The following is a 21746-nucleotide window of genomic DNA, read 5'->3' as shown; positions in this document are numbered from 1 at the left end:
GGGCGGGTCCGGGGACGCGTGTCACCGGCTCACTTCTTGTAGCCGACGATCGCCATCATGCCGCTCTCCGAGTGGTACTGGTTGTGGCAGTGCAGCATCCACAGGCCGGGGTTGTCGGCGTCGAAGTCGATGACCAGCTTGCGGTGCGGCAGCACCACGGCGGTGTCCTTGCGGGCGCCCACCGCGTCGATCCCGGTCAGCGCGAAGGTGTGGCCGTGCAGATGCAGCGGGTGCCACATGTCGGTGGCGTTGATCAGGGTCATCCGGACCCGCTCGCCCGCCCGCACCGCGTACCGCTCGCGCACGTCGTACTGCTTGTGGTCGAAGCCCCAGTCGTACTTCTCCATGGTGCCGGTGACTCTGATGCGCATCTCGCGGTCCGGCTCCCGGTGGTCCAGGGCCGCGGAGTCGGCGGGTCGCAGACGGCGCGCGGGGACCAGCTCGCGGTCCAGCTCGGGCAGCTTCACATCGGCTGGAGGAACGGTTCTGCTGTTGTCGGTACGGAGCACCGCCAGCGCCTGCCCGGCCTTGCCCTCGGCCAGCGCGACCAGCGGGAACACCCCGTCCTTGGCCGTGATCAGCACGTCGTACCGCTCCGCCATGCCGACCAGCAGGGCGTCCGTCTCCCGGTGCTCGACCGGGTAGCCGTCGGTGTGGGTCACCGTCAGCTTGTGGCCGCCGAGCGCCACCCGGAAGGCGGTGTCCGAACCCGCGTTGATGATGCGCAGCCGCACCCGCTCGCCGGGACGGCACTTGAACGAGGTCGGCGCGCCCGGCCTGCGCCCGTTGATCAGGTAGATGGGGTACGCGACATTGCCGCCGACCCCGTCCAGGATGCGGCTCTTCGGCCCGTGCAGCATGCGGTCGGGGCCGGTGTTCTTCGGCGGGTGGGGCATGGCCGACATCGGGTGCTCGTGCGGGTGGGCGGTCGGGCGGGCCGGGTGCTCGGGGCCCATCATCGCCATGCCGCCGCCCGGCTTGAGCTGCCGCAGCACCTTCTCCGGGGTGGAGCCGTCGACGCCGTCCACCCAGTCGTCGAGGACGAGCACCCACTCCTTGTCGTACTTCAGCGGCTCCCTGGGGTCGTCCACCACGAGCGGCGCGTACAGGCCCCGGTCCGGCTGCATGCCGACGTGACTGTGCAGCAGGTAGGTGCCGGGGTCGGCGACGGTGAAGCGGTAGTTGAAGTCCATCCCGGCCGGGATGGAGTCCTGGGTGAGGCCCGGCGCGCCGTCCATGTCGCAGCGCAGCCGGACCCCGTGCGAGTGGAGCGTGGTGGTCTCCGGCAGCCGGTTGGCGAGCGTGATGCTCAGCACGTCACCGGCGGTGGCCCGCACCAGCGGTCCGGGCAGCGCGTCCTGGTACGCCCAGGTGCGCACGGACCGGCCGCCCAGGTCCAGCGTGGTCTCACCGGCCGTCAGCGTGACCATGCGCACCCGGCCCGAGCCGCGCCGACGCTCGGCGGCCCGGACCTCCGGACCCGACGGTTCCACGTAACCCGCGGGCCCCGGCGGGACGAAGTTCCCCGCCGCCATCATCGTGCCGCGCGGTCCGGGCCGGGGCCGGGGGCCCGAGTCGGAGCAGGCGGCCAGGAGTCCCGCGCCCGCGGCAGCGAGCGGGACGCGGAGGAGAGTACGCCGCGAAGGTGTATGCATGAAGGAAATAAGACACTTTTTGTGCTCATATGTGATGGATCTGAGGGCGGCGCGTCTGCTGGTGTCGGCCCGGCGAGATGTCCGAGACGCCGGGTACCGGGCGTGCGGACGGCTGATCTGGCTCGATTTACGGGTGAGTACCCTCGCGGTACCGTGAGGGCATGCCAGCTCTCAACGTGGAGTTCAGCGAGCGCGAACTCGCGGACCTGCGGCAGATCGCCAAGGAACGCGGTACGTCGATGAAGGCCCTGGTCCGGGAGGCGGCCGCGGCGGACATCGCCCGGCACCGGGCGCTGAAGGAGGGCGCGGAGACGTTCCGGGCCTTCTTCACCGCGCACGCCGCGGAGTTCGCCGCCGCGTTCCCCGACGACGAGGCAGCCCCGGCCAGGGGCGAGGCCGCCTGAGCGGCGATGCCCCCCGTCATCCACATCGACGTCCCCTGGCTGCTCCAGCGCCATGAGGACGTGCTGCCCGACCAGCCCTCGGTGGACGACTTCTCCGCCCTGGTCGCCGCCGTCGCCCGGCACCGCGTGGACCCGCCCCGGCTGGGCGTCGACTCCGACCCCGCCTGGCGGGCCGCCGCCCTGCTGCACACCCTCGCCGTGCTCCGCCCGCTGCCCGCGGCCAACGCCCGCTTCGCCTGCGCCACCGCCGTCGCCTACCTGCACATCAGCGGCGCGGGCATCGACCCGCCGTACGGCGCCCTCGTCGACCTCGTCCGCGACGTGACCGCCGGCCGCGCCGACGTGTACGGCGCGGCCGACCGGCTGCGGTCCTGGCGGATCTGACACCGCGCGCCCGACTCCGACTTCCCTGCAAACCCGTCGATGTGGGACGTGCTCCTTGTTGCGTGTGGAGATGTTGTGCGAGGGTGACACTCCCGTGCGGGGGGTGAAGTCCGGGACCGATTCGGCAGTTGGACGGCCGGGCCGGAGCCACGCCGATCGTGGGCCTCAAGGGTCCCCGCTCCCCGTGCGCCTCCCGGAGGTCCGCTCCGACGCTCCGCACGCGCCAAAGGAATCCGCTCAGTGACCACCCCTCAGCCGCCTCTTCCCCCCTACCTGCCCGGCATGGCGGCGGGGGAGTCCGACGAGTCCACGGCCGCCTCGCTGCGCGCCGGTTCGGACGTGGAGGCGTCCCGGGCCGCCGCCCTGCTGATGGCCCGGCACTGGCAGCCAGCCGCCGACTACGCCGTCATCTGCCTCGCGGGCCCCGGACCACTGGCCCAGATGGTCACCGCCGCCGTCTTCCACCAGGCCCTGGACCGGCTCACCCTCGGCGAGCCCGCCGAGGCGCTGCGGCCCCGGCTGCTGGTGGCCGTACGGGACACGGTCCTCGACTGGGCGGCCACCGACCGGGTCACCGCCGCCCTGCCCGGCCTCGGCAAGCCCGCCGGAGGGCGTGGCATGCGCGCCGCGAACTCGCTCACCCCGGAGAACCGCGCCCTCGCCGAGCGGGCCTTCCACCTGCTGCCCCGGCTCGAACAGGCGCTGCTGTGGCACACCGAGGTGGAGGCCGAGCCCGTGACCGTCCCCGCCGCGCTGCTCGGCGTGGACCCGGTGGGCGCGGCCGCCGCGCTGGAACAGAGCCGGGAGAAGCTCCGCGCGGGTGTGCTGCGCGCACACCGTGAGCTGGCTCCCAGTGGGGAGTGCCGCCACTACAACCGGCTGCTCGACGTGCCCGTGCGCCGGGGCGGGGCCGTGCTGCCCGATGTCCGCCAGCACCTGGACGCCTGCTCGTACTGCCGGTACGCCGCCGAGCAGCTCGGCCAGATCGACACCGGCCCCGGGCTGCTGCTCGCCGAGGCGGTCCTCGGCTGGGGCGCCCGCCGCTACCTCGACTCCCGCCCCGGCCGGGGGCAGGCCGTCACTCAGGCCGAGGTCGCCCCGCGCTCCGGCGGGCGCAGGCGCGGCGGCAAGCGGGGGGCACCGGCCCGTGGTGCCCGGTCCGGGCGCGGGCGCGGCACCGGCTGGTCGCTGCGGACCGGGGCGGGCTTCGTCTCGGCCGGGCTGCTGGTGACCGGCCTGGCCGTCGCCGTATGGCCCGAGGACGACGGCGGGCGCACCCCGGTGGTCTCCGCCGGGGCCGCGCCCGCCGCCGACCCCCGTACCGCGCGGCCCTCGACGGCCGCCTCCACGCCCGCCCTGCCGCTCGCGGGGCGGCCGACGCGGCTGCGCAACGTCGCGGCCGGGCTCTGCCTGGGCATCAAGGGCGAGCCCGAGCGCGGCGCGCTGGTGACGCTGGCGCTGTGCTCCGACGCCCTCACCCAGCAGTGGACCTACGACGCCGACGGCCTCCTGCACAGCCAGGCCGACCCCCAGCTCTGCCTGGACTCGCACGCGGACGCCGCCGTCGTCATCCTCGGCACCTGCGACGACGCGGGCACCGAGCGGGGGAACGACGTGCGCTACGACCTCACCGTGCAGGGCGAGTTGCTGCCTCTCTGGGACGAGACGCTCGCCCTGTCGTCGGCCGACGCGCGTCCCGGCGCCGACATCGTGGTCTCGCTCCGGGACCGCTCGTCGGCCCAGCACTGGCTGACCGACACCCCGTCGGCCACCCCCGGCTCGCTGTCGATAGCGGAGACCCCCGAGGCTCCGGCCCGTCAGGCAGAGGCGCCGGAACAGGGTGCCTAGCCCGGCTGCTCCGTGAGGACGGACGGGTCCAGGGTGGCCGGGGTGGCGTGGCCGGAGAGGGCCAGGGTCAGGTCGAGTTCGGCCAGGATGGAGCGGATGACGTGCGCGACGCCCGCCTGCCCGTCCAGCCCGAGCCCGTACGCGTAGGGGCGGCCGAGCAGGACCGCGCGGGCGCCCAGGGCGAGCACCTTGGCGATGTCGTCGCCGGTGCGGATGCCGCTGTCGAACAGCACGTCCAGCCGGTCGCCGACCGCGTCCACGACCCCCGGCAGCGCGTCCGCGGCCGCGAGCGAACCGGCGACCTGGCGGCCCCCGTGGTTGGAGACCACCACCCCGTCCATCCCGGCGTCGGCGGCCGCGCGGGCGTCGTCCGGGTGCAGGATGCCCTTCAGGACGATGGGGCCGTCCCAGTGCTCCCGGAGGAACGCCAGGTCCGGCCAGGTGTGCCCGGCGTCCCCGAACAGGCCGAGGAAGTGCAGGACGGCCGCGTTCGGGTCCTCCTCCACCGGCTTGGCCAGCCCGGCCCGGAAGGCGGGGTCGGTGAAGTAGTTCGCGGTGCCGACCCCGTGCAGGAACGGCAGATACGCCCGGTCCAGGTCGCGGGGGCGCCAGGACAGCAGCGGGGTGTCCAGCGTGACGACCAGTACCGAGAACCCGGCCGCCTTCGCCCGGCCCAGGAAACTCCGGGTCACCTCGCGGTCGCTGCCCCAGTACAGCTGGAACCACCGCTCGGCGTCCCCCATCGCCTCCGCGACGGTCTCCAGCGGCGTGCTCGACGCCGACGACAGGATGTACGGCACGCCCTGCGCGGCGGCGGCCCGCGCGGCCGCGCACTCCGCGTCCGGATGCATGATCGACAGTACGCCTACGGGCGCGAGGGCCAGCGGCGCGGGCAGCTCACGGCCCAGCACCCGCACGGAAAGGTCCCGCTCCGAGACGTCCCGCAGCATGCGCGGCACGATCCGACGCCGTTCCAGCGCGGCCCGGTTGGCCCGCTCGGTGCTTCCGTCCCCGGCGCTCCCCGCGACATACCCGACCGGCCCCGGCCCGAGCCGGTGCTCCGCCAGCTCCTCCAGCCGGGTCAGATCGGTGGGCAGCCGGGGCACCGTCCCGTTCATCCCGTTCAGGTAGATCTCGTACTGAAAATCGGCCCACCGTGCGCCCACGCCGCCGCTCCCTCTCTACGGTGTCACACTCAGCTCAGTGTGCCTCAGGGCGAGTTGTCCCGTAGCCAGGCCAGTCGTTCCGCCGCTGTGCGGGTCAGGGGGTGGTGGGGGCCGAAGACCCGGGCGTAGTCGGCCTGGCAGCGGGTGAGGAGGGTGGCGGCCTCCCGGTGGTCGCCGTTGTCGATGAGGACGTTGGCCAGGTTGTCGCGGGCGTGCAGGGTGTCGGGATGGGCCTCGCCCCTGCGGCGGGACACCAGGGACAGGACCTCGCGCAGGACGTGGGCCGACTCCGCGTAGCGCTCGCGGGCGTGGAGCACGGCGGCGAGGTTGTTGCGGGTGGAGAGGGTGTCGTCGTGGTCCGGGCCCTTGGCGCGCTGCTGGGCGGTGAGCACGGAACGCATCACCGCCTCCGCCTCGTCGAGACGGCCCAGTCGGCACAGCGCGGCGCCCAGGTTGGCCCGCGCGGCCAGACCGATGTCGTCGTCCTGGAGGTTCCGTCGCTCCAACCGGGCCACCAGCAGGCGCAGTTCGCGCTCCGCCTCGGCCCAGTGGCCCGCCTTGACCAGTGCCGCCGCATGGCTGCCGGTGGCGGAGAGGACCACCGGGTCGTCCGGGCCGAGCAGCCGCTTCCGGCGCTCCAGCACATCCCGGCGCAGCGCGGCCGCCTCCGCCTCCCGGCGCAGGTCCTCCAGCACCGAGGCCAGCGACGACGCGCTGTCCAGGGTGTGCGGGTGGTCCGGGCCGAGGAGTTCGGCGCGGCTGGTCCACACGCTGCGCCACACCTCCTCGGACTTGCCCAGTTCGCCCGTGACGTGCATCAGACCGGCCAGGTCGGCGGCGGTCGTCAGAGTGTCCTCGTGGACGTAGCCGATGGTGAGGGACTGGGTGCGCACCAGGTCCCACAGCCGCTCGCGCGCCTCCTCCTGGCGGCCCTCCATATGGGTCAGCACGCGGGCGTAGTCGCGGAACGCCAGCAGAGTCTCCGGGTGTTCGGGGCCGAGCCGCTGATGGGCCGCGTTGGCCCGCATGCCGTAGTACTCGTGCGGGGGCAGGCCGACACGGGAGATCTCCTGCTCGCTGCCGTCGTCGTTGAGCAGCGTGAAGACCAGGTCGGCGGCCGGGGGCAGTTCCGGTTCCGGCGCGTCCCGTTGCTCGTCGTCCTCGCGCTTCTTGCGCCATCCGAGGGCCATGTCGCGACCCCCTCCTCTCCTCGTCCGGGTCTGGGGCTTCACGCCCCGGAGTGCACATGGGCCGCCCACAGGCTGGGGCTGCCGGGGAAGGCCGTCCGGCACTCCCGGACGGCGTGGTGCAGCGCGAGGGCCGCCCGTTCGGCGTCCAACTCCACCGAGTCGGTGCGGGGTTCGCCGCGCAGCCCCCGGTACAGGCTCCGGGTCACCCGTACCGCCACCGCGTCGTGCACCGGCCAGAGGGTGCCGATCGCGTGCGGGTACCCGGCGATCTGGAACGCCGAGGTGATGTGGATCGCCTCGTCCGCCAGCCGCTCCGAGCCCCGCGCGGTCTCGCAGGCCGACAGCACGGCCAGCCGGGCGTCAGGCAGTTCGAGGCGCGAGATGTGACGTACCGTCAGCGGATGCTCCCGGTGGTCGTGCACCAGCAGCCGCGCCCGGGACGGGTCGTCCGGCTCGCTCACCCCGTGGCAGGCGAAGTGCACGTACGGATGCGCGGGGAGCGCCGCCATCACCCCGGCGAACGTGGCACGCGGCCCCGCGACCACCTCGGTCGGCAGCAGCGCGCTCAGCTCCCGCACCTCCCGGCGCACCCCGTCGAGCCTGCGGGCACCGGGGGCGTCCGGGACGACCACCGCGAGCAGGCGCCCGGTCGGCGGAGGGCCCGCCGCGCGGGCACGGGCGTAGGCGAGGGCGCGGACGGTCGGCGTGTAGGAGGAGACCGCGAGATCCAGCACCGTACGCGTGGGGTCGCCGTGGTGACCGGCCGCGTGCAGCGGCAGCGCGGCGAGCGGCCCGCCCGGCGACCACCACACCCTCGGCCAGGCGCCGTCCGGGGGCGGAGCGGACAGCCCCAGCGCGTCCAGGACCGGCCCGGTGACGTGGTCCCACGTCCAGGCGAGCACCCCCGCGACCGCCTCCTGCGCGGCCCGCTCCCCGTCCGGGGCGGCCGCCTCGGCGAGCGCCGCGGTCAGGTGTCCCACCTGCCTCTCCACGGCCGGAAGTGCCGCGTCCGGCAGCGGGACCAGGAGCACCCGGTCCGGCAGCAGCACCAGCGCGTCGCTGCGGTACGGACTCGCGTACACCACGACCACCGGCCCCCGCCCGGCACACGCCCGCACTTCGGCGGTGCTCGGACCGCCCAGGAAGCCGCCGAAGCCCGGCAGCGCGCGGATCTCGGTGACCAGCCGCTCCCACCGGGCCGCGAGCGCGTGCCGTTCGTCGGTGTTCTCCCCCTCCGTAGAGTCCAGCGCCTCGATGAGATCGCGCAGCCCCAGGAAACGGTCGGCGGCCTCCGGATACGCGGCCCGCAGCCGCTCCAGTTCGGCACGCGCCGTGATCGTCTGCCCGATCAGCACCCCGCGCCCCTGCTCCAGCAGCAGCACCGCGTGGTCGAGTCGGCCCAGGTGCACGGCACACGCCGCGGCATCGGCGGCCAGCCCCTGCACACTGGTCAGCCCGTGTTCCTGGTCGCTGCGGTTCAGCCGTCTGGTGATGCTGAACGGCAGCAGGGCGAGGGCGAGTTCGAACCCCTCGAGGGCCTGCTCCCAGCGGCCCGCGTCCCCCGCCGCGATGCCCCAGGAGTACGCGGCCCGGACGCGCTGCGCGGCGGGCAGCGTCGTGATCCGGGCGACCTGCCGGTAGGCGTCCTCCGCCGCGAGCAGCACGGCCGGGTCCTCGGTCACCTCGTGCAGGGTGCGCAGCGCGGACGCGTACGACTGGAGGCGGTTGGCGATGTGCGCCGCGCCGGGGGCCGACGCCCACACCGCCCGGCCCAGCGTGGTCACCGCCTGGTTCAGCAGCGCCGGGTCCTCGGCCGCGCGGGCTCCGGTGAGCTGGGCCAGACCCAGGTTGTGCAGATGGTCGGCGTGCTCCGGCGTGCCGTACGCCGTCCGTTCCACGGCCTCGGTCAGCATCGCGACCGACTCCGCCAGGTCGGCCGGGGCGCCCCCGGACTCGAACCGCTTGAACAGGGCGTTGCCGAGGTGGTTCAGCCGCATGGCCCGCTTCGTGCCGCCCGGCGGGGTCCGGGCGAGCACCCGGCGGGCCGCGTCGACGGCCTCGTCGGCGGCGTCCACGTCACCCGTCCGGTCGGACCAGGTCTGGAGGATCACCCCGAGGTTGGCGAGCGGGGTGTCGGAGTCGCGCGCCGTACGGGGCGTGTTCAGCGCCAGCCGGGCCAGCCCGGCGGCCTCGCGGAGCGTCTCCAGGTCGCTCGTCTGGTGGTAGCGCTCGCGCAGGGCCAGCGCGAGGTTCGCCACCCGCTCGAAGTGGCCCTCCTCCTGGGGCGAGGGCTCCGCGATGGCCGCGCGCAGGACGCGTACCGACTCGTCCAGCAGGGCGGCGTCGCCGATGCGTTCCCCGAGCCGGTGCAGGGCGTTGCCGAGACTGTTCAGCCGGTGCGGGAGCGGCCGACTACCCTGCGGTGTCTCCCGTACGGCCTCGGTCAGCAGGGCCACGGCTTCCCGCAGCTGACCGGTGTCCTCGGTGTGCTCGGCCGCCAGCCGGAGCGCCACGCCCAGCCCGGTCAGGGTCCGCACCCGTAGGGGGTGCCCCCTGGGGGTCTCGGCGTGGGCCGCGCGGTGTGCGGCGACCATGGCCTCGACGTCGGCGGCCCGGGAGGTCAGTTCGGCCTTCGTCTGCCAGGCCGTGGCCAGGTTGAGCAGCGCCTGCGGACGGCGCGGCGAGTCGGGCGGGGTGCCGGTGAGGGCCGCGCCCAGCAGCTCCACGGCCTCCCGCGCCTGGTCCGGGTTCCGGTGCAGCTCGGCGGCGTGGCGGAGGGTCGCCGCCAGGTTGTTCCGTACGGTCGGCAGCTCCGGGGAGTCCTCGGACAGCAGGGTCAGGGCCACCCGGCGCAGCCGCGCCGCCTCCACCAGGTCGGCGCCGTCGCCCGTCGCCCCGCCGCGCTTCTCCAGCAGACCGCCGAGCGTGTCGAGGATGAACGGCCGGTTGTCCCAGCCGCGCATGGGCAGTTCGGCCGCGCGCCGTAACGCGGTGATCCCCGCTGCCAAGTCGGCCGGATCACCGCTGAGTTCGTGGCGTTCGGCCAGCATGTGGCCCAGCAGGCGGAGGTCCTGCTCGTCGGGTGCCGGGCCCTCGGCGAGCAGTCGGCCCAGTGTGATCGACTCGTCCAGGTCGCGCCGGTCGTGGAGCGCCGACCAGCGCATCACGAGGGTGGTGCGCAGTCCCGCCCGCAACGCGGTGCGCCCGCGGTCGTCCGTCGGTGTCGTCCGCAGGGCGTCCCGGCAGACGCCGACCGCGCGGTCCAGCGCATGGCGTTCACCCGTGCGGTCGAACTCGCTGATCAGGGCGGCGACTTGGCGGAGCGCGTCGTTGACGGCTCCGTGCGCGTCCGCCATGACGGCCCCCGTATGTCTCGCCGTGGGCTCCCGCCCGTGGCGTGCCCCACGGGAGTCCCTGAGCCCGATTTTACCCAACTGGTCCACCGGAGGCTCTCGTTATGCTGAGTCGTCTGTCGGCCGGTACAGGGAGGTACGGGGATGAGCCACGTCGACGGCGATGACGGCGATGACGGCCACGACGGGCCGGGCCACGAGCGGCTGGCGGCGCTGTGCCACCGGCTCGGCGCGGCCTCCCGGGTGCCGGAACTCGGGCCGGAGGGGCACCGGTTGATCGACCACATCACCGCCGAGGTGCGGGGTGGCCGCTCGCCGGAGGAACTGGAGGACTCCTTCGACGAGTTGGAGGATCTGTTGCTGGCCGCCGGGTTCAGCGCGGGCCTCGGCTCGTACCGGACGGACACGCCACCCGTCTATCGGCGGCTCTCCGGCGCCGGGCACCCCCTGCTGCGTGTACTGGCCTGTCCGGGCGGCTGCTGCGCCCGCGTCGAGGCGCCCGCGCCGGAGGGCGGCCCGGCCGCGCGGTGCCGGATCTTCGGAGAGCCGCTGAGGGAGATCGGGCTGCGCCCGTGACCGCGTTCCTCAACGCGCTCGGCGGCAAGCTGGCCGAACGCTGGCTCGCCCTGCTGGCCATCCCCGGCCTGGTGTACGTCGTCGCCCTGGCCCTCGCCGTCACCCTCGGCCAGCGGCACTGGCAGGACACCGGGCGGCTGCGGGAGCGCCTGGACACCCTCGCGGCCGCGCCGGGAGCGCACAGCGCGGGCGTGCTCGCGGTGGTGGCGGTCGGTGTGCTGGCCGGGGCCGCGCTGACGGGCACCGGTGTGCAGGCGGTGGGCGCGCTGGTCGAGCGGATCTGGCTGACCGGGCCGCGCGGGCCGGTGACCCGGTGGCTGACGGCACGGCGGCTGCGCCGGTGGCGGGCGGCCGACGACGCCTACCGTACGGCGCTGGTCGCGGCCGGGCGGGCCCGGCTGGGCGGCGCTGCCGACGCCGACGCGCTCGCGGACGAGGCGGAGGCGCGGTACGCCCGCCGCAACGAGGGCGGCCTCGTCGCACCCCGCCACCCGTTCTGGACCGGCGACCGGGTCACCACCCCGGACCGGCGTGTCTGGCGGGCCTACCGTCTGGACCTGACCGTCGCCTGGCCCCACCTCTGGCTCCTCGCCCCCGACAGCACACGGGCCGAACTGGGCTCCGCCCGCGCCGCGTTGAGCGCCGCCGCCCGGCTCACCGCCTGGGGCCTGGCCTACCTCCTGCTCGGCGCCTGGTGGTGGCCCGCCGCGCTGGTCGGCGTGGTCACGGCGGCGACCGGAGCCGTACGCGGCCGCACGGCGGCGGCGTCCTTCGCGGAACTCGCGGAGGCACTGGTGGACCTCCACGGCAAGGACCTGGCCCAGGCGCTCGGCCTGGAATGCGCGGGCCGACTCACCCCGGCGACGGGGGAGGAGGTGACCCGGCTGCTGAGCAAGCCGGACTGACCGCGCTCAGCGGAAGGCGGCCGCATGGCGTACCGCCCACTCGCCGTAGGATCGGGGTGCCCGGCCCAGCAGCTTCTCGACATTGGGGCTCACCCGCCGCAGACCGGCCGACGGCGACCCGAGGATGTCGAGCGTGCTCTCCACGGCCTGCTCGGGCATGAACCGCGTCATCACCGCCTTCGCCTCCTCCCGCGTCTGCTCCACGAACCGCACCGGCTCACCCAGCGCCTCCCCGATCGCGGCGGTCTGCTCGCGCGGCGACACCGGGGCCGGTCCCGTCAGCTCGTAGACGCGCCCGGCATGGGTGGCGTCCCGCAGCGCCACCGCGGCCACCTCCGCGAGGTCGGCCGGGTCGACGGTCGGCAGCCCGACGTCCCCGAACGGCGCCGTCACCGTCCGCTCCGCGCGCACCGCGTCCGCCCACCGCAGGGTGTTGGTGTGGAAGCCGCCCGCCCGCAGCACGGTCCAGCCGAGCCCCGAGGCGCGGACCGCGTCCTCCGGGCCGGACGGATGGTCGCCCGTGCCGACCCCCTGCGAGGACAGCAGGACGATCCGCTGGACGCCCCCGCCCCGGACCACCTCCAGCAGGCCGCTCAACGCGCCCTCGGTGGCCGCGAAGTCGCCCGACGTCAGCAGGAACAGCGCCTCGGTCCCGTCCAGCGCGGGGGCGAGGCTCTTCGGGTCGGCCAGGTCGGCCCGGTGCTGCCGCACCTGCTCCGGGAGCCGGTCGGAGCCGTGCCGGGACACCGCCGTCACCCGCTCGCCCGCCGCCAGGAGCGCCCGCACCAGGGGCTGTCCGACGTTCCCCGTCGCTCCGGTCACCACGATCATGTTGTTCTCCGTCCCGAGTCCGACTTGCCTCGTGCACGGCGACGTTACTGTCGCGGGGACAGTAGGTACCTAGAGGAAAGTGACCGGGTTGTGGCGCAGGTCACACGGTGGTCAGGGTGGGCGCCTCCGTGATCGGCGGCACCGGCAGCTCCCGCGTGGGTACCCAGCGCGCGCCCTCCGGTCCATAGGCCGCGCGAGGCTCCGGGAACAGCCACAGCAGGGTCAGGTACAGCACCGCCGCCACGGCCAGCGACAGCGGCAGGCTGATGTCGACCCCGTTCGCCAGGTCGCCCAGCGGGCCGACGAACTGACCGGGGATGTTCGTGAAGAGCACGCCCAGCAGCGCCGACACCCACCACGCGGTCATCCCACGCCAGTTCCAGCCGTGGGTGAACCAGTAACGGCCGCCCCGCTGGCGGCGGTTGAAGACCTGGAGGGCGTCCGGGTCGTACCAGCCGCGACGGGTGAAGAAGCCCAGGATCATCACCACCATCCACGGGGTGGTGCAGGTGATGATCATCGTGGCGAAGGTGGAGATCGACTGCACCAGGTCCAGCGCGAACCGGCCGATGAAGATGAACGCGATCGACACCACGCCGACCAGCAGCGTCGCCCGTACCCGCGACAGCCGGGGGAACACCGAGGAGAAGTCGAGGCCGGTGCCGTACAGCGCCGTCGTGCCGGTGGACATGCCGCCGATCAGGGCCAGCAGACACACCGGCAGGAAGAACCAGCTCGGCGAGATCGCCAGCAGCCCGCCCACGAAGTCGGGCGCGGCCGGGTCGACGTACTTCGGTGCCTTGGTGGCGATGATGCTCGCCGTCGCCAGCCCGAACACGAACGGCAGCAGCGTGGCGAGCTGGGAGAGGAACGCGGCGCCGACCACCCGCCGACGCGGGGCGTCCGCCGGGATGTACCGCGACCAGTCGCCCAGGAACGCCCCGAACGACACCGGGTTCGACAGCACGATCAGCGCCGCGCCGATGAACGACGGCCAGAACATCGCCTGCGTGGCCGGGTCCGCCGAGGCGGTGAACGAGCCCGCGTACGACGGGTCGAAGTCGCCGCCGAACGCGACCGCGCCCAGCAGGAAGAGCACCGTCGCCGAGGTCACCGCGATCTTGTTGACGAACAGCATGAACCGGAACCCGTACACGCACACCGCGAGCACCAGCCCGGCGAACAGCGCGTACGCGACGACGTACGACAGCGTGCCGCGCCCGAGGCCGAACAGCCGGTGCGCGCCGCCGACCAGGGCGTCGCCGGAACTCCACACCGAGATGGAGAAGAACGCCACCGCCGTCAGCAGCGAGAGGAAGGAGCCCACCACGCGGCCGTGCACGCCCAGGTGGGCGGAGGAGGACACCGCGTTGTTGGTGCCGTTCGCCGGGCCGAACATCGCCATCGGACAGAGGATCAGGGCGCCCGCGAGCACCCCGAGCACGGTCGCCGCGAGGCCCTGCCAGAAGGAGAGCCCGAACAGGATCGGGAACGCGCCCAGCACGCAGGTGGAGAAGGTGTTGGCGCCGCCGAAGGCGACCCGGAACAGATCGAACGGGGTCGCGGTGCGTTCCGCGTCCGGAATGCGCTCCACACCGTAGGGCTCGACCTCGGTGAGCGAGGGCGCGGCGGGGGAGTCGGTGGGCTGTGAGGTCAACTGGGGCTCCAGGTACGGGGTCTGCCGACCGTACGGCCGGATCGGAGCATGCGGCCAGGGGATGTTTCATCCATCCTCGGCCGCCCCGATGGAGGGTTCGCCCACCCCTCTCGCCCGGCGAAACCCGCGCGAACGCGAGGAATCGTGAAGGTGTCACGGGCGGATCGTGAAAGCGGCCCCGACGCGGGGGACCGGAATGTTTCAGGCCGATTGCTCAGGCGGTGAGTTCCGGCCATCGGACCGACGCGCGTGTTCGGAAAGCCCGGCGTTACGGGGTCGACCTGTTCGAATTCCGTGACTTCGCGCCACTGATTCAATACGCAATGTTACTGAAAGTCATGGGTGGGATGTGTGTTCCGGCGGCGGACTCGGCAGAGTGGCGCTCGCCGTCGCGGCGCCCCACCGGGCACCGGGCGGCACACCCTCGAATCGAGCGGAAGGATGCACACCATGCGGAACACCGCGCGCTGGGCCGGGGCCCTCGGCCTCGCCGCCGCCGCCGTCTGCGGACCCCTGACCGGGTCCTCCGTAGCCGCGCCCGCCTCCCTGTACGCGCCCTCGGCACTGATCCTCACCACCGGGCACGGCGACAGCGCGACCACGGTCACCCCGGAGCGCGCCGTCACCCTGAGCTGCGCGCCCACGGCCACCGGCACCCACCCCGCGGCTGCCGCCGCCTGCGCCGAACTGCGCGGAGTCAGAGGCGACTTCACCGCCCTCAAGGCCCGCCCCGACGTGCACTGCACACGGCTGTACGACCCGGTGGTCGTCACCGTCCAGGGGGTCTGGCAGGGCCAACGGGTCGCCTATGAGCGCACGTTCGGCAACGCTTGCGCGAAGGACGCGCTCGACAGCAGCGTCTTCGCGTTCTGAGACCGGGATCGCACGGGCTCCGTGCCACCGGGCCGGTTTCGCGAGTGGGGAGTGCGGCCCCCAGGAGCGGAGCGACCGGCGATCCCGTACCGGGAGGGCGAGGCGGAGTGGGGCCGCCGCCTTCCGGACCCCAAGCCGCTTCCCGGCAGGTCCGTGGGGGGCCTCGCCGGGAAGCGGCACATCCACTCCTGAGCCACGTCTACGCCAGCTGGCGGCGCACCAGTTCGTGCAGTCGGCCGCCGGTGTCGGCGAGCAGTTCGGCGGGGGTGCCCTGCTGGATCACCTTGCCGTCCTCCATCACCACCACCCGGTCCGCGTCCATCACGGTGGACAGCCGGTGCGCGATCACGATCCGGGTGGCGTTCAGCTTGCGGGTCGACTCGATGACCGTGCGCTGGGTGTCGTTGTCCAGGGCGCTGGTCGCCTCGTCGAAGAAGAGGATGCGCGGCCGGCGGATCAACGCCTGGGCGATCATCAGCCGCTGGCGCTGCCCGCCGGAGACCGCGCCGCTCCCGGCGACGATGGTGTGCAGCCCCATCGGCATCCGCTGCACGTCCTCCGCCAGGCCCGCCAGCTCGATCGCCGCCATGACCTCCTCCGGCGAGTACGGCTCGGTGCCGCAGACCACGTCCATGATGGAGCCGTTGAACGGCTGCGCGTGCTGGAGCACCACCCCGCACTGCCGCCGCACCGCCGACTGGTCCAGCGCGCCGAGATCCTGGCCGTCGTACAGCACACTGCCGGAGACCGGCTTGTCGAAGCCGATCAGCAGGCGCAGCAGGGTGGACTTGCCGCAGCCGCTCGGGCCGACCACCGCGACGAACTCGCCCGGCCGTACCGCGAAGGACACGTCGTCCAGGACCAGCGGGCCGTCGTCGGAGTACCGGAACGACAGCCGCCGGGCCTCCAGCGCGCCGGTCAGCGGGCCCGGCCGGGTGCTCCCCGCCCGCACCTCCGGGGTGGCGTCCAGCACCGGGCGGATCTCCTCGAACAGCGGCAGCGCCGCCACGCCCGACACGAAGGCGCCGGTGAGCTGGGTGACCGAGGTCAGCACCATCGTGACCGCCGTGCTGAAGGTGAGGAACGACGCCGCCGACATCGCGCCCCTCGCCGGGCCCGCCAGCAGCATGAACATCACCAGCGTGCACACCGGCAGATACACCGCGCCCAGCACCGAGCTGATGTTCTTGATCCGGCCGACCTTCTGCTGGAGCTCCCGGCTGCGCGCGAACTCACCGGCCCACGCGGCGTACGCGTAGTTCTCCGCCGACGCCACCCGCAGCTTGGGCAGCCCGCGCAGGGTCTGGAACGCCTGGTTGTTCAGCTTGTTGCCGAGCGTCACCAGCCGCCGCTGCCAGCGCACCTGCCACAGCCCGAGCCCGGTGAAGACGGCGCCGATCACCAGGAGCATCGCGATCGCGGCCAGCGCCATCGGCACGCTGTAGTACAGCAGCAGACCGACGTTCATCGCGCCGATCGTCACCGACTGCGCCACCACCGGGCCGACGCCCGCCAGCAGCCGCCGGATCGAGCTGATGCCCATCGCGGCACTCGCCAGCTCACCGGTGGACCGCCCGCTGAAGAACCGGGTCGGCAGCCGCAGCAGCCGGTCCCAGACCGCCGGTTGCAGCGCTCCCTCGATCCGGCCCTCCAGCCGCAGGATGGTCAGGTTCTCCAGCAGCGTGAACGCCGCCGACACCACCCCGCTCAGCATCACCGCGAGACACACCTGCGCGATCAGGTTCTCCCGCGCCTGCGGCACGTACTCGCCGAGCACCTTGCCGGTTGCGATGGGCACCAGCGCGCCGATCACCACCGTCACCAGCCCCGCCAGCAGCAGGTTCAGCAGATCGTTCCGGGTCCCGCCCAGGCTGAACCGGAGCAGGCCCAGCGGGCCGAGCCGCTTCTCGGGCAGCGGCCGGTAGAACATCACCGCACGCGGCTCGAACTCCTCCGCGTTCGCCTTCTCCACCGGCGTCTCCCGGCCGGTCGCGGGCTGCACCGCGACATAGCCGCCGCGCCGCCACAGCAGCGCCACCGGCGCCCCGGACAGCGCCCGATGGCCGACCAGCGGGCCCACGTTCTCCCGCCACCAGGTGCCCTCCAGGCGCACCGCCCGCACCCGCACCCGCGAGGCCAGCGCCACCCGTTCCACCGGGTCGAGGCGCTCGCTCTCGCCGATCCCGCGCGCCGGGTCGGCCAGCGTGATCCCGGCCGCCCGCGCGACCAGCTTGCAGGCCGCGTACCCGGCGTCCGCGTCGGCGGCCGTCGTCCGCCGCGCCGAGCGCTTGCCGATGGAGGCGAGCAGCGTCTGGTCGGCGTGGGCGCGTACCGCCTCACCCGCCTTGATACCGGCCGCCGCCCGGGTCTCGTGGGTGCGTTCCAGCTGCTCGATCCACCGGTCCAGCGCGGTCAGCAGCCGGTACTGCTGGTCGACCAGGCTCTGCCACAGCGCCGGGTCCATCAGCAGGTCGGCGGCCGCCTCCGCGCCGTACATCGAGCCGTACTGGGCGCTGCCCGGCGGCACCTGCATCCAGAACACGTCGTCGTCCGACGGCGCCACCGACCGGTCCTCGGCCAGCGGCGCCTGGAACAGCACCGACAGACCGCGGCCGACGCCCAGCGCGAGGGCGTACTCCAGCGGGCTGGAGGAGGGCGGGACGTACTGCGGGTTGCCGTACTCGTCGTACGACCAGGTCTCGGTGTGCGCGCCCTGGTACAGCTCGCGCAGGTTCACCCGGTGCACCACACAGTCCCGCACCGGGCGGGCCACCAGGGTGTGCTGGGGTCCCGCGACCGGGCCGAGCAGCAGCGCGCCCGCCTCCACCCGGCCCAGGTGGTGCCAGTGGCCCTGCTCGGCGGCGTCCACCGCGAACAGGTCGAGGGCGCCCGCCGCCACCAGCCAGAGCACCTGCGGACCTTCGAGATCCAGCCGGTTCAGCCCGGCGCAGTCGACCCGCGTACCGAGCGAGCCGAGGGCACCCAGCACCAGATCACCATCGTGCGTGGACGTCATCTCACCGCTCCCTGACCAGCGCCGCGTACGCGCCACCGCGCGCCACCAGCTCCTCGTGCCTGCCCCGCTCCACGACCGTGCCGTGCTGGAGCACCACGATCTCGTCGCTGTCCCGGACCGTGCTGAGCCGGTGGGCGATCACCACACAGGCGCAGCCGCGCCTGCGCAGGTTGTCCATCACGGTCAGCTCGGTCTCCGCGTCCAGCGCGCTGGTCACCTCGTCCAGCACCAGGACACTGGGACGACGCACCAGCGCCCGCGCGATCTCCAGCCGCTGCCGCTGGCCGCCGGAGAAGTTCCGGCCGTCCTGCTCGACCTTGCTGTGCACCCCGCCCGGCCTGCGCGCCACCACGTCGTACAGCGCCGCGTCCCGCAGCGCCTCCTCCACGGCCTCGTCCGGGATCGAGGGGTCCCACAGCGCCACGTTGTCGCGGACCGAGCCCTCGAAGAGGAACACGTCCTGGTCCACGAAGGACACCGAGGCGGCGAGCGCGCCGCGCGGGATGTCCTCCAGGCGGCGGTCGTCGATCCGGATCACGCCCTCCCAGGGCGCGTACAGCCCCGAGATCAGCCGGGACACCGTCGACTTGCCGCTGCCCGAACCGCCCACCAGCGCCACCTGCTGCCCCGGCCCCACCGTGAGGTCGAAGTCGGTCAGCAGCGGCTTGTCCAGCGGGCTGTAGCCGAAGGTGACACCCTCCAGCTCGACATGCCCGCGCAGCCTGCGCGTGTCGTCGGCGCCGCCGGGGCGCGCGTACAGCGGGTCGGCCTGGAAGTTCTCCACGTCCTTCAGCCGGGCCACGTCGGCCGCGAAGTCCTGGATGCGGCCCGCCACGCCGTTGAGCCGGGTGAGCGGCGCGGTGAATCGGGCCACCAGCGCCTGGAACGCCACCAGCAGACCGACCGAGATGTGCCCCTCGACCGCCCTCAGACCGCCGATCCACAGGATCAGCGCGCTGTTGAAGGTGGCCAGCGTCGGCGCGACCACACCCAGCCAGGCGCTCGGCACCCCGAGCTTCTGCTGCTCCTCCAACGTCGCCGCGTGCTGCCCGGCCCACTTGCGGAAGTAGCCGTCCTCCCCGCCGGTCGCCTTCATCGTCTCGATGAGCTGCAGCCCGGTGTACGAGGTGTTGGTCAGCCGCGCGGTGTCGGCCCGCAGCTTGGCGGTACGGGTCGCGCGCAGCCGGATCACCAGCCGCATCGCCACGATGTTCAGCAGCGCCACGCCGATACCGACGAAGGTCAGCTGCGGGTCGTAGGTGTAGAGCAGCACCGCGTACAGCACGACCACGATCGCGTCCACGCCCGCCGCCGCGAGGTCGCGGGCCAGGGTCTCGGCGACCTGGTCGTTGGACTGCAGGCGCTGCACCAGGTCGGCGGGGGAGCGCTGGGAGAAGAAGGTGACCGGCAGCCGCAGCAGATGCCGCAGGAAGCGGGCGCTGGACAGCGTGGAGGAGATGATCCGGCCGTGCAGCAGATTGGCCTGCTGGAGCCAGGTCAGCACCAGGGTCAGCGCCACACAGGTCGCCATCGACGCGAACAGCACGCCGAGCAGCGAGGTCTGGCCGCCGATCAGGAACATGTCGATATAGGTACGGCTGAGCGCGGGTATCGCCGCGCCCACCGCGACCAGCAGCAGGCTCGCCAGCACCGCCGCGGGCAGGGTGCCCGCCGTGCCGCGCAGGCGGGCGGGCATCGCGCCGAGGACACCGGGCTTGCGGCCGCCCTTGCTGAAACCGTCGCCGGGCTCCAGCACCAGCACCACACCGGTGAAGCTGCCGTCGAACTCCTCCATGGGCACGAAGCGGCGGCCCTTGGCGGGGTCGTTGATGTACACCCCGCGCCGTCCGAAGCGGCGGCCCATGCCGTCGTAGACGACGTAGTGGTTGAACTCCCAGAACAGGATGGCCGGGGCGCGCACCTCGGCGAGCGCCGCCAGGTCCATCTGCATGCCCTTGGCGGTCAGCCCGTAACTCCGGGCCGCCTTCAGCAGGTTGCTCGCGCGTGAGCCGTCGCGGGAGACACCGCAGGCGATGCGGAGTTCCTCCAGCGGGACATGGCGGCCGTAGTGGCCGAGCACCATGGCGAGGGAGGCGGCGCCGCACTCGACGGCCTCCATCTGGAGCACGGTGGGCGTACGGACCGTGCCGCCACGGGGTTTGGGCACCGGGCGGCGGGCCGGTGCGGCCCGTCTGCGGCCGCGGTTCTCCTGCGCGGTGTCGGTCGGGGTGGTCACGGGAGCAGCCAATCGATCGGGCGCTGGTCGGTCAGATGGACCGAACCGGAGGCCAGGGTCATGGAGTCGAGCCCGAACGGCGGCCCTCCGGCCGTCGACCAGCGGTAACCGCTCTTCGCGGACGTCGACTTGTCGAGGGCGACGAGGACGGCGACCGGACGTCCCTTGCGCGTGAACTGCTGTCCGAGCTGGCTGTCGCCGAGGAACGCGCCGACCGACTGCGCGGACTGCGCCGTACGGTCCACCGACTTCACCCGGCCGCGCAGCACGCCGTAGCGCTCGGCCGGTACGGAGGACAGGGTCAGGTCCACGGTGGCGTGCGCGGGGATCGAGGCGGCGTTCTCCGCGGGGACGTACACCGTCGCGTACAGGGGGTCCGAGTCGTGCGCGACCTTCTCCACGGCGGCCACGTCGGCGCCGGTCTGCACGATCTGGCCGATGGTCGCGGCCAGCGCGGTGACGCGGCCCGCGGCGACGGTCCGGATCACGGAATCGCCTTGCGCGGTACGGACTTTGAGCACGGGGGCGTTCGCGGGCAGCCGCTGCCCCTGCCTGGCGAGCACGCCGGTGACCTGACCGGCCACGGGGCTCTGCAGGACGTAACTGCCCTGCCCGTGGTTGAGGATGGCCGGGGCGCTCACGGTGGAGGCGACCGTACCGGTCACCGCCCACACCGAGGCGGCCGCCATCACGACGACGGTGATGCCCAGCACGAGCCATCCCTGCGGGCGTGCCAGCCGCACCGGGAGGTCGAGATCCTCCGGTGACTGGAGCTTGGCGAGGGCCTGTTGGCGGAACTGCACGGAACTTCCCTCACCCGAGGAGAGACGATGTCACGGAAAAAGTTTCGGGACGCCCGAGAGTCCCGGACCCGCGAGGGGGTCCGGGACTCTCGGTGACACCGAGGTGCGGTCAGAGACCGGCGACCAGGCCGGTGACCGGGGCCGTGTTGAGGCCGGTGACACCCTCGACGGTGCCGACGGCGGTGTCCACCAGGCCGGAAACCGGGGCGATGCCGTTGACGGCGCCGGTCACGGTGGAGAGGGCGTTCACGGACAGGCCGCCGGAAACGTTGTCCAGCTCGGCGTCCGAGATCTCGACGGTCTCGACACGGGGGGTGGAGTTCATGGGAGAACTTCCCTTCGTATAGGTCTTCACAAGGGGGGAGCGGCCCCCTCTGGGGACAGATGACGGCCGCGACCGCTAGGAGTTCCAGACCTTCCGGCCGCCGTCTCCGGCAGCCATGGGGCGGTTCCTGCGATGCGATGGATCAAAGCACGCCCGCCGCGCCCGATTCCACTTGTGCAGGGCTCTCACCAGCGAGTTCGGCCCAGGGTGAGGTTCATTCGTGCAGAGGCGCGCACGACGTGGACGGTTCTCCTTCACATTCCCCCCGCCGTCGTCGCGCCGTCTCCACTACCGGCGGTAACGCGAATCCGGCACACCTCTCCAAAGGCGTGTCCGGGACACCCGTACCGGTGCGCAAACCTCACGGTCCGTGACCTGCCTGGGTGCGGGATGTGCAGATTCCCTGAAGCGGGGGTTCCGCTCCGCGTGTTCGACGCAGGGCGACCTGCTCGTGACTCGTGGTGATCGAGGTGGCGGTGTGTCAGGCCGGGCGCGGTCGTGGCTGGGTCGTGGCTGATTCCCCA

The 21746-nt window shown here is 73.3% G+C and carries 16 protein-coding genes; 6 read left to right on the top strand and 10 right to left on the bottom strand.

The window, feature by feature from the left end:
• Positions 1-29: 29 nt before the first annotated feature.
• Positions 30-1655: a multicopper oxidase family protein gene (locus tag ACI2LY_RS01565; protein WP_404705308.1), complete on the bottom strand. Its 1626-nt coding sequence runs from the start codon at positions 1653-1655 to the stop codon at positions 30-32.
• 161 nt (positions 1656-1816) lie between these two features.
• Here ACI2LY_RS01565 and ACI2LY_RS01560 point away from each other — a divergent pair, with 161 nt between their 5' ends.
• The 3 genes from ACI2LY_RS01560 (at position 1817) to ACI2LY_RS01550 (ending at position 4291) form a co-directional block, all read left to right on the top strand.
• Positions 1817-2059, top strand: a complete 243-nt coding sequence (locus ACI2LY_RS01560) for a hypothetical protein (RefSeq protein ID WP_389000448.1) — start codon at positions 1817-1819, stop codon at positions 2057-2059.
• A 6-nt stretch (positions 2060-2065) separates the two neighbouring features.
• Positions 2066-2443, top strand: a complete 378-nt coding sequence (locus ACI2LY_RS01555) for a toxin Doc (RefSeq protein ID WP_389000446.1) — start codon at positions 2066-2068, stop codon at positions 2441-2443.
• Positions 2444-2683: 240 nt separating this feature from the next.
• Positions 2684-4291 carry an RICIN domain-containing protein gene (locus ACI2LY_RS01550; protein ID WP_404705307.1) on the top strand — a complete coding sequence of 536 codons (1608 nt, stop codon included), beginning with the start codon at positions 2684-2686 and terminating at the stop codon, positions 4289-4291.
• Here ACI2LY_RS01550 and ACI2LY_RS01545 read toward each other — a convergent pair.
• From ACI2LY_RS01545 to ACI2LY_RS01535, 3 genes are read right to left on the bottom strand one after another with little or no spacing between them, the layout of a single operon-like run.
• Positions 4288-5457, bottom strand: coding sequence for a lactate 2-monooxygenase (locus ACI2LY_RS01545; protein WP_404705306.1), 1170 nt, complete (start codon positions 5455-5457; stop codon positions 4288-4290). The two genes, ACI2LY_RS01550 and ACI2LY_RS01545, sit on opposite strands and share 4 nt — an antisense overlap.
• Positions 5458-5501: 44 nt before the next feature.
• Positions 5502-6647 (bottom strand): tetratricopeptide repeat protein, encoded by a 1146-nt coding sequence (locus tag ACI2LY_RS01540; RefSeq protein WP_404705305.1) that lies wholly within the window; start codon positions 6645-6647, stop codon positions 5502-5504.
• Positions 6648-6685: 38 nt separating this feature from the next.
• Entirely contained in the window at positions 6686-10003 is a 3318-nt protein-coding gene (locus ACI2LY_RS01535) for a CHAT domain-containing protein (protein WP_404705304.1), read from the bottom strand.
• Between the two features lie 141 nt (positions 10004-10144).
• On the opposite strand from ACI2LY_RS01535, the gene ACI2LY_RS01530 reads away from it, so the two are divergent.
• Positions 10145-10576 carry a hypothetical protein gene (locus tag ACI2LY_RS01530; RefSeq protein WP_404705303.1) on the top strand — a complete coding sequence of 144 codons (432 nt, stop codon included), beginning with the start codon at positions 10145-10147 and terminating at the stop codon, positions 10574-10576.
• On the top strand, positions 10573-11481 hold the full coding sequence (locus ACI2LY_RS01525) for a hypothetical protein (RefSeq protein WP_404705302.1): 909 nt from the start codon (positions 10573-10575) through the stop codon (positions 11479-11481). The genes ACI2LY_RS01530 and ACI2LY_RS01525 overlap by 4 nt, the downstream gene beginning before the upstream one ends.
• A 6-nt stretch (positions 11482-11487) precedes the next feature.
• Here the strand turns inward: ACI2LY_RS01525 and ACI2LY_RS01520 are convergent, their stop codons facing one another.
• Together ACI2LY_RS01520 and ACI2LY_RS01515 are read right to left on the bottom strand one after the other, a co-directional pair.
• Complete coding sequence (locus tag ACI2LY_RS01520; protein WP_404705301.1) at positions 11488-12312, bottom strand: SDR family oxidoreductase; 825 nt, start codon at positions 12310-12312, stop codon at positions 11488-11490.
• A gap of 100 nt (positions 12313-12412) precedes the next feature.
• On the bottom strand, positions 12413-13969 hold the full coding sequence (locus ACI2LY_RS01515; protein ID WP_404705300.1) for a purine-cytosine permease family protein: 1557 nt from the start codon (positions 13967-13969) through the stop codon (positions 12413-12415).
• A gap of 450 nt (positions 13970-14419) precedes the next feature.
• Between ACI2LY_RS01515 and ACI2LY_RS01510 the strand changes: the two genes are divergently transcribed.
• On the top strand, positions 14420-14842 hold the full coding sequence (locus ACI2LY_RS01510) for a subtilase-type protease inhibitor (protein WP_404705299.1): 423 nt from the start codon (positions 14420-14422) through the stop codon (positions 14840-14842).
• 199 nt (positions 14843-15041) lie between these two features.
• Here ACI2LY_RS01510 and ACI2LY_RS01505 read toward each other — a convergent pair whose 3' ends face one another.
• From ACI2LY_RS01505 to ACI2LY_RS01490, 4 genes are all read right to left on the bottom strand, one after another.
• Positions 15042-17858: an NHLP bacteriocin export ABC transporter permease/ATPase subunit gene (locus tag ACI2LY_RS01505; protein ID WP_404705298.1), complete on the bottom strand. Its 2817-nt coding sequence runs from the start codon at positions 17856-17858 to the stop codon at positions 15042-15044.
• A 1-nt stretch (position 17859) separates the two neighbouring features.
• Entirely contained in the window at positions 17860-20094 is a 2235-nt protein-coding gene (locus ACI2LY_RS01500; protein WP_404705297.1) for an NHLP family bacteriocin export ABC transporter peptidase/permease/ATPase subunit, read from the bottom strand.
• Positions 20091-20897 (bottom strand): HlyD family efflux transporter periplasmic adaptor subunit, encoded by an 807-nt coding sequence (locus ACI2LY_RS01495; protein WP_404705296.1) that lies wholly within the window; start codon positions 20895-20897, stop codon positions 20091-20093. Before ACI2LY_RS01495 ends, ACI2LY_RS01500 begins: the two co-directional genes overlap by 4 nt.
• A gap of 109 nt (positions 20898-21006) precedes the next feature.
• Entirely contained in the window at positions 21007-21222 is a 216-nt protein-coding gene (locus tag ACI2LY_RS01490; protein WP_030805100.1) for a hypothetical protein, read from the bottom strand.
• Positions 21223-21746 lie beyond the last annotated feature (524 nt).

The sequence above is a fragment of the Streptomyces sp. NPDC002176 genome (assembly GCF_044903645.1).
Lineage (GTDB): Bacteria > Actinomycetota > Actinomycetes > Streptomycetales > Streptomycetaceae > Streptomyces.
The sequence above is the reverse complement of the archived record's forward strand: the minus strand, read 5'-3'. Positions and strand labels throughout refer to the sequence as shown.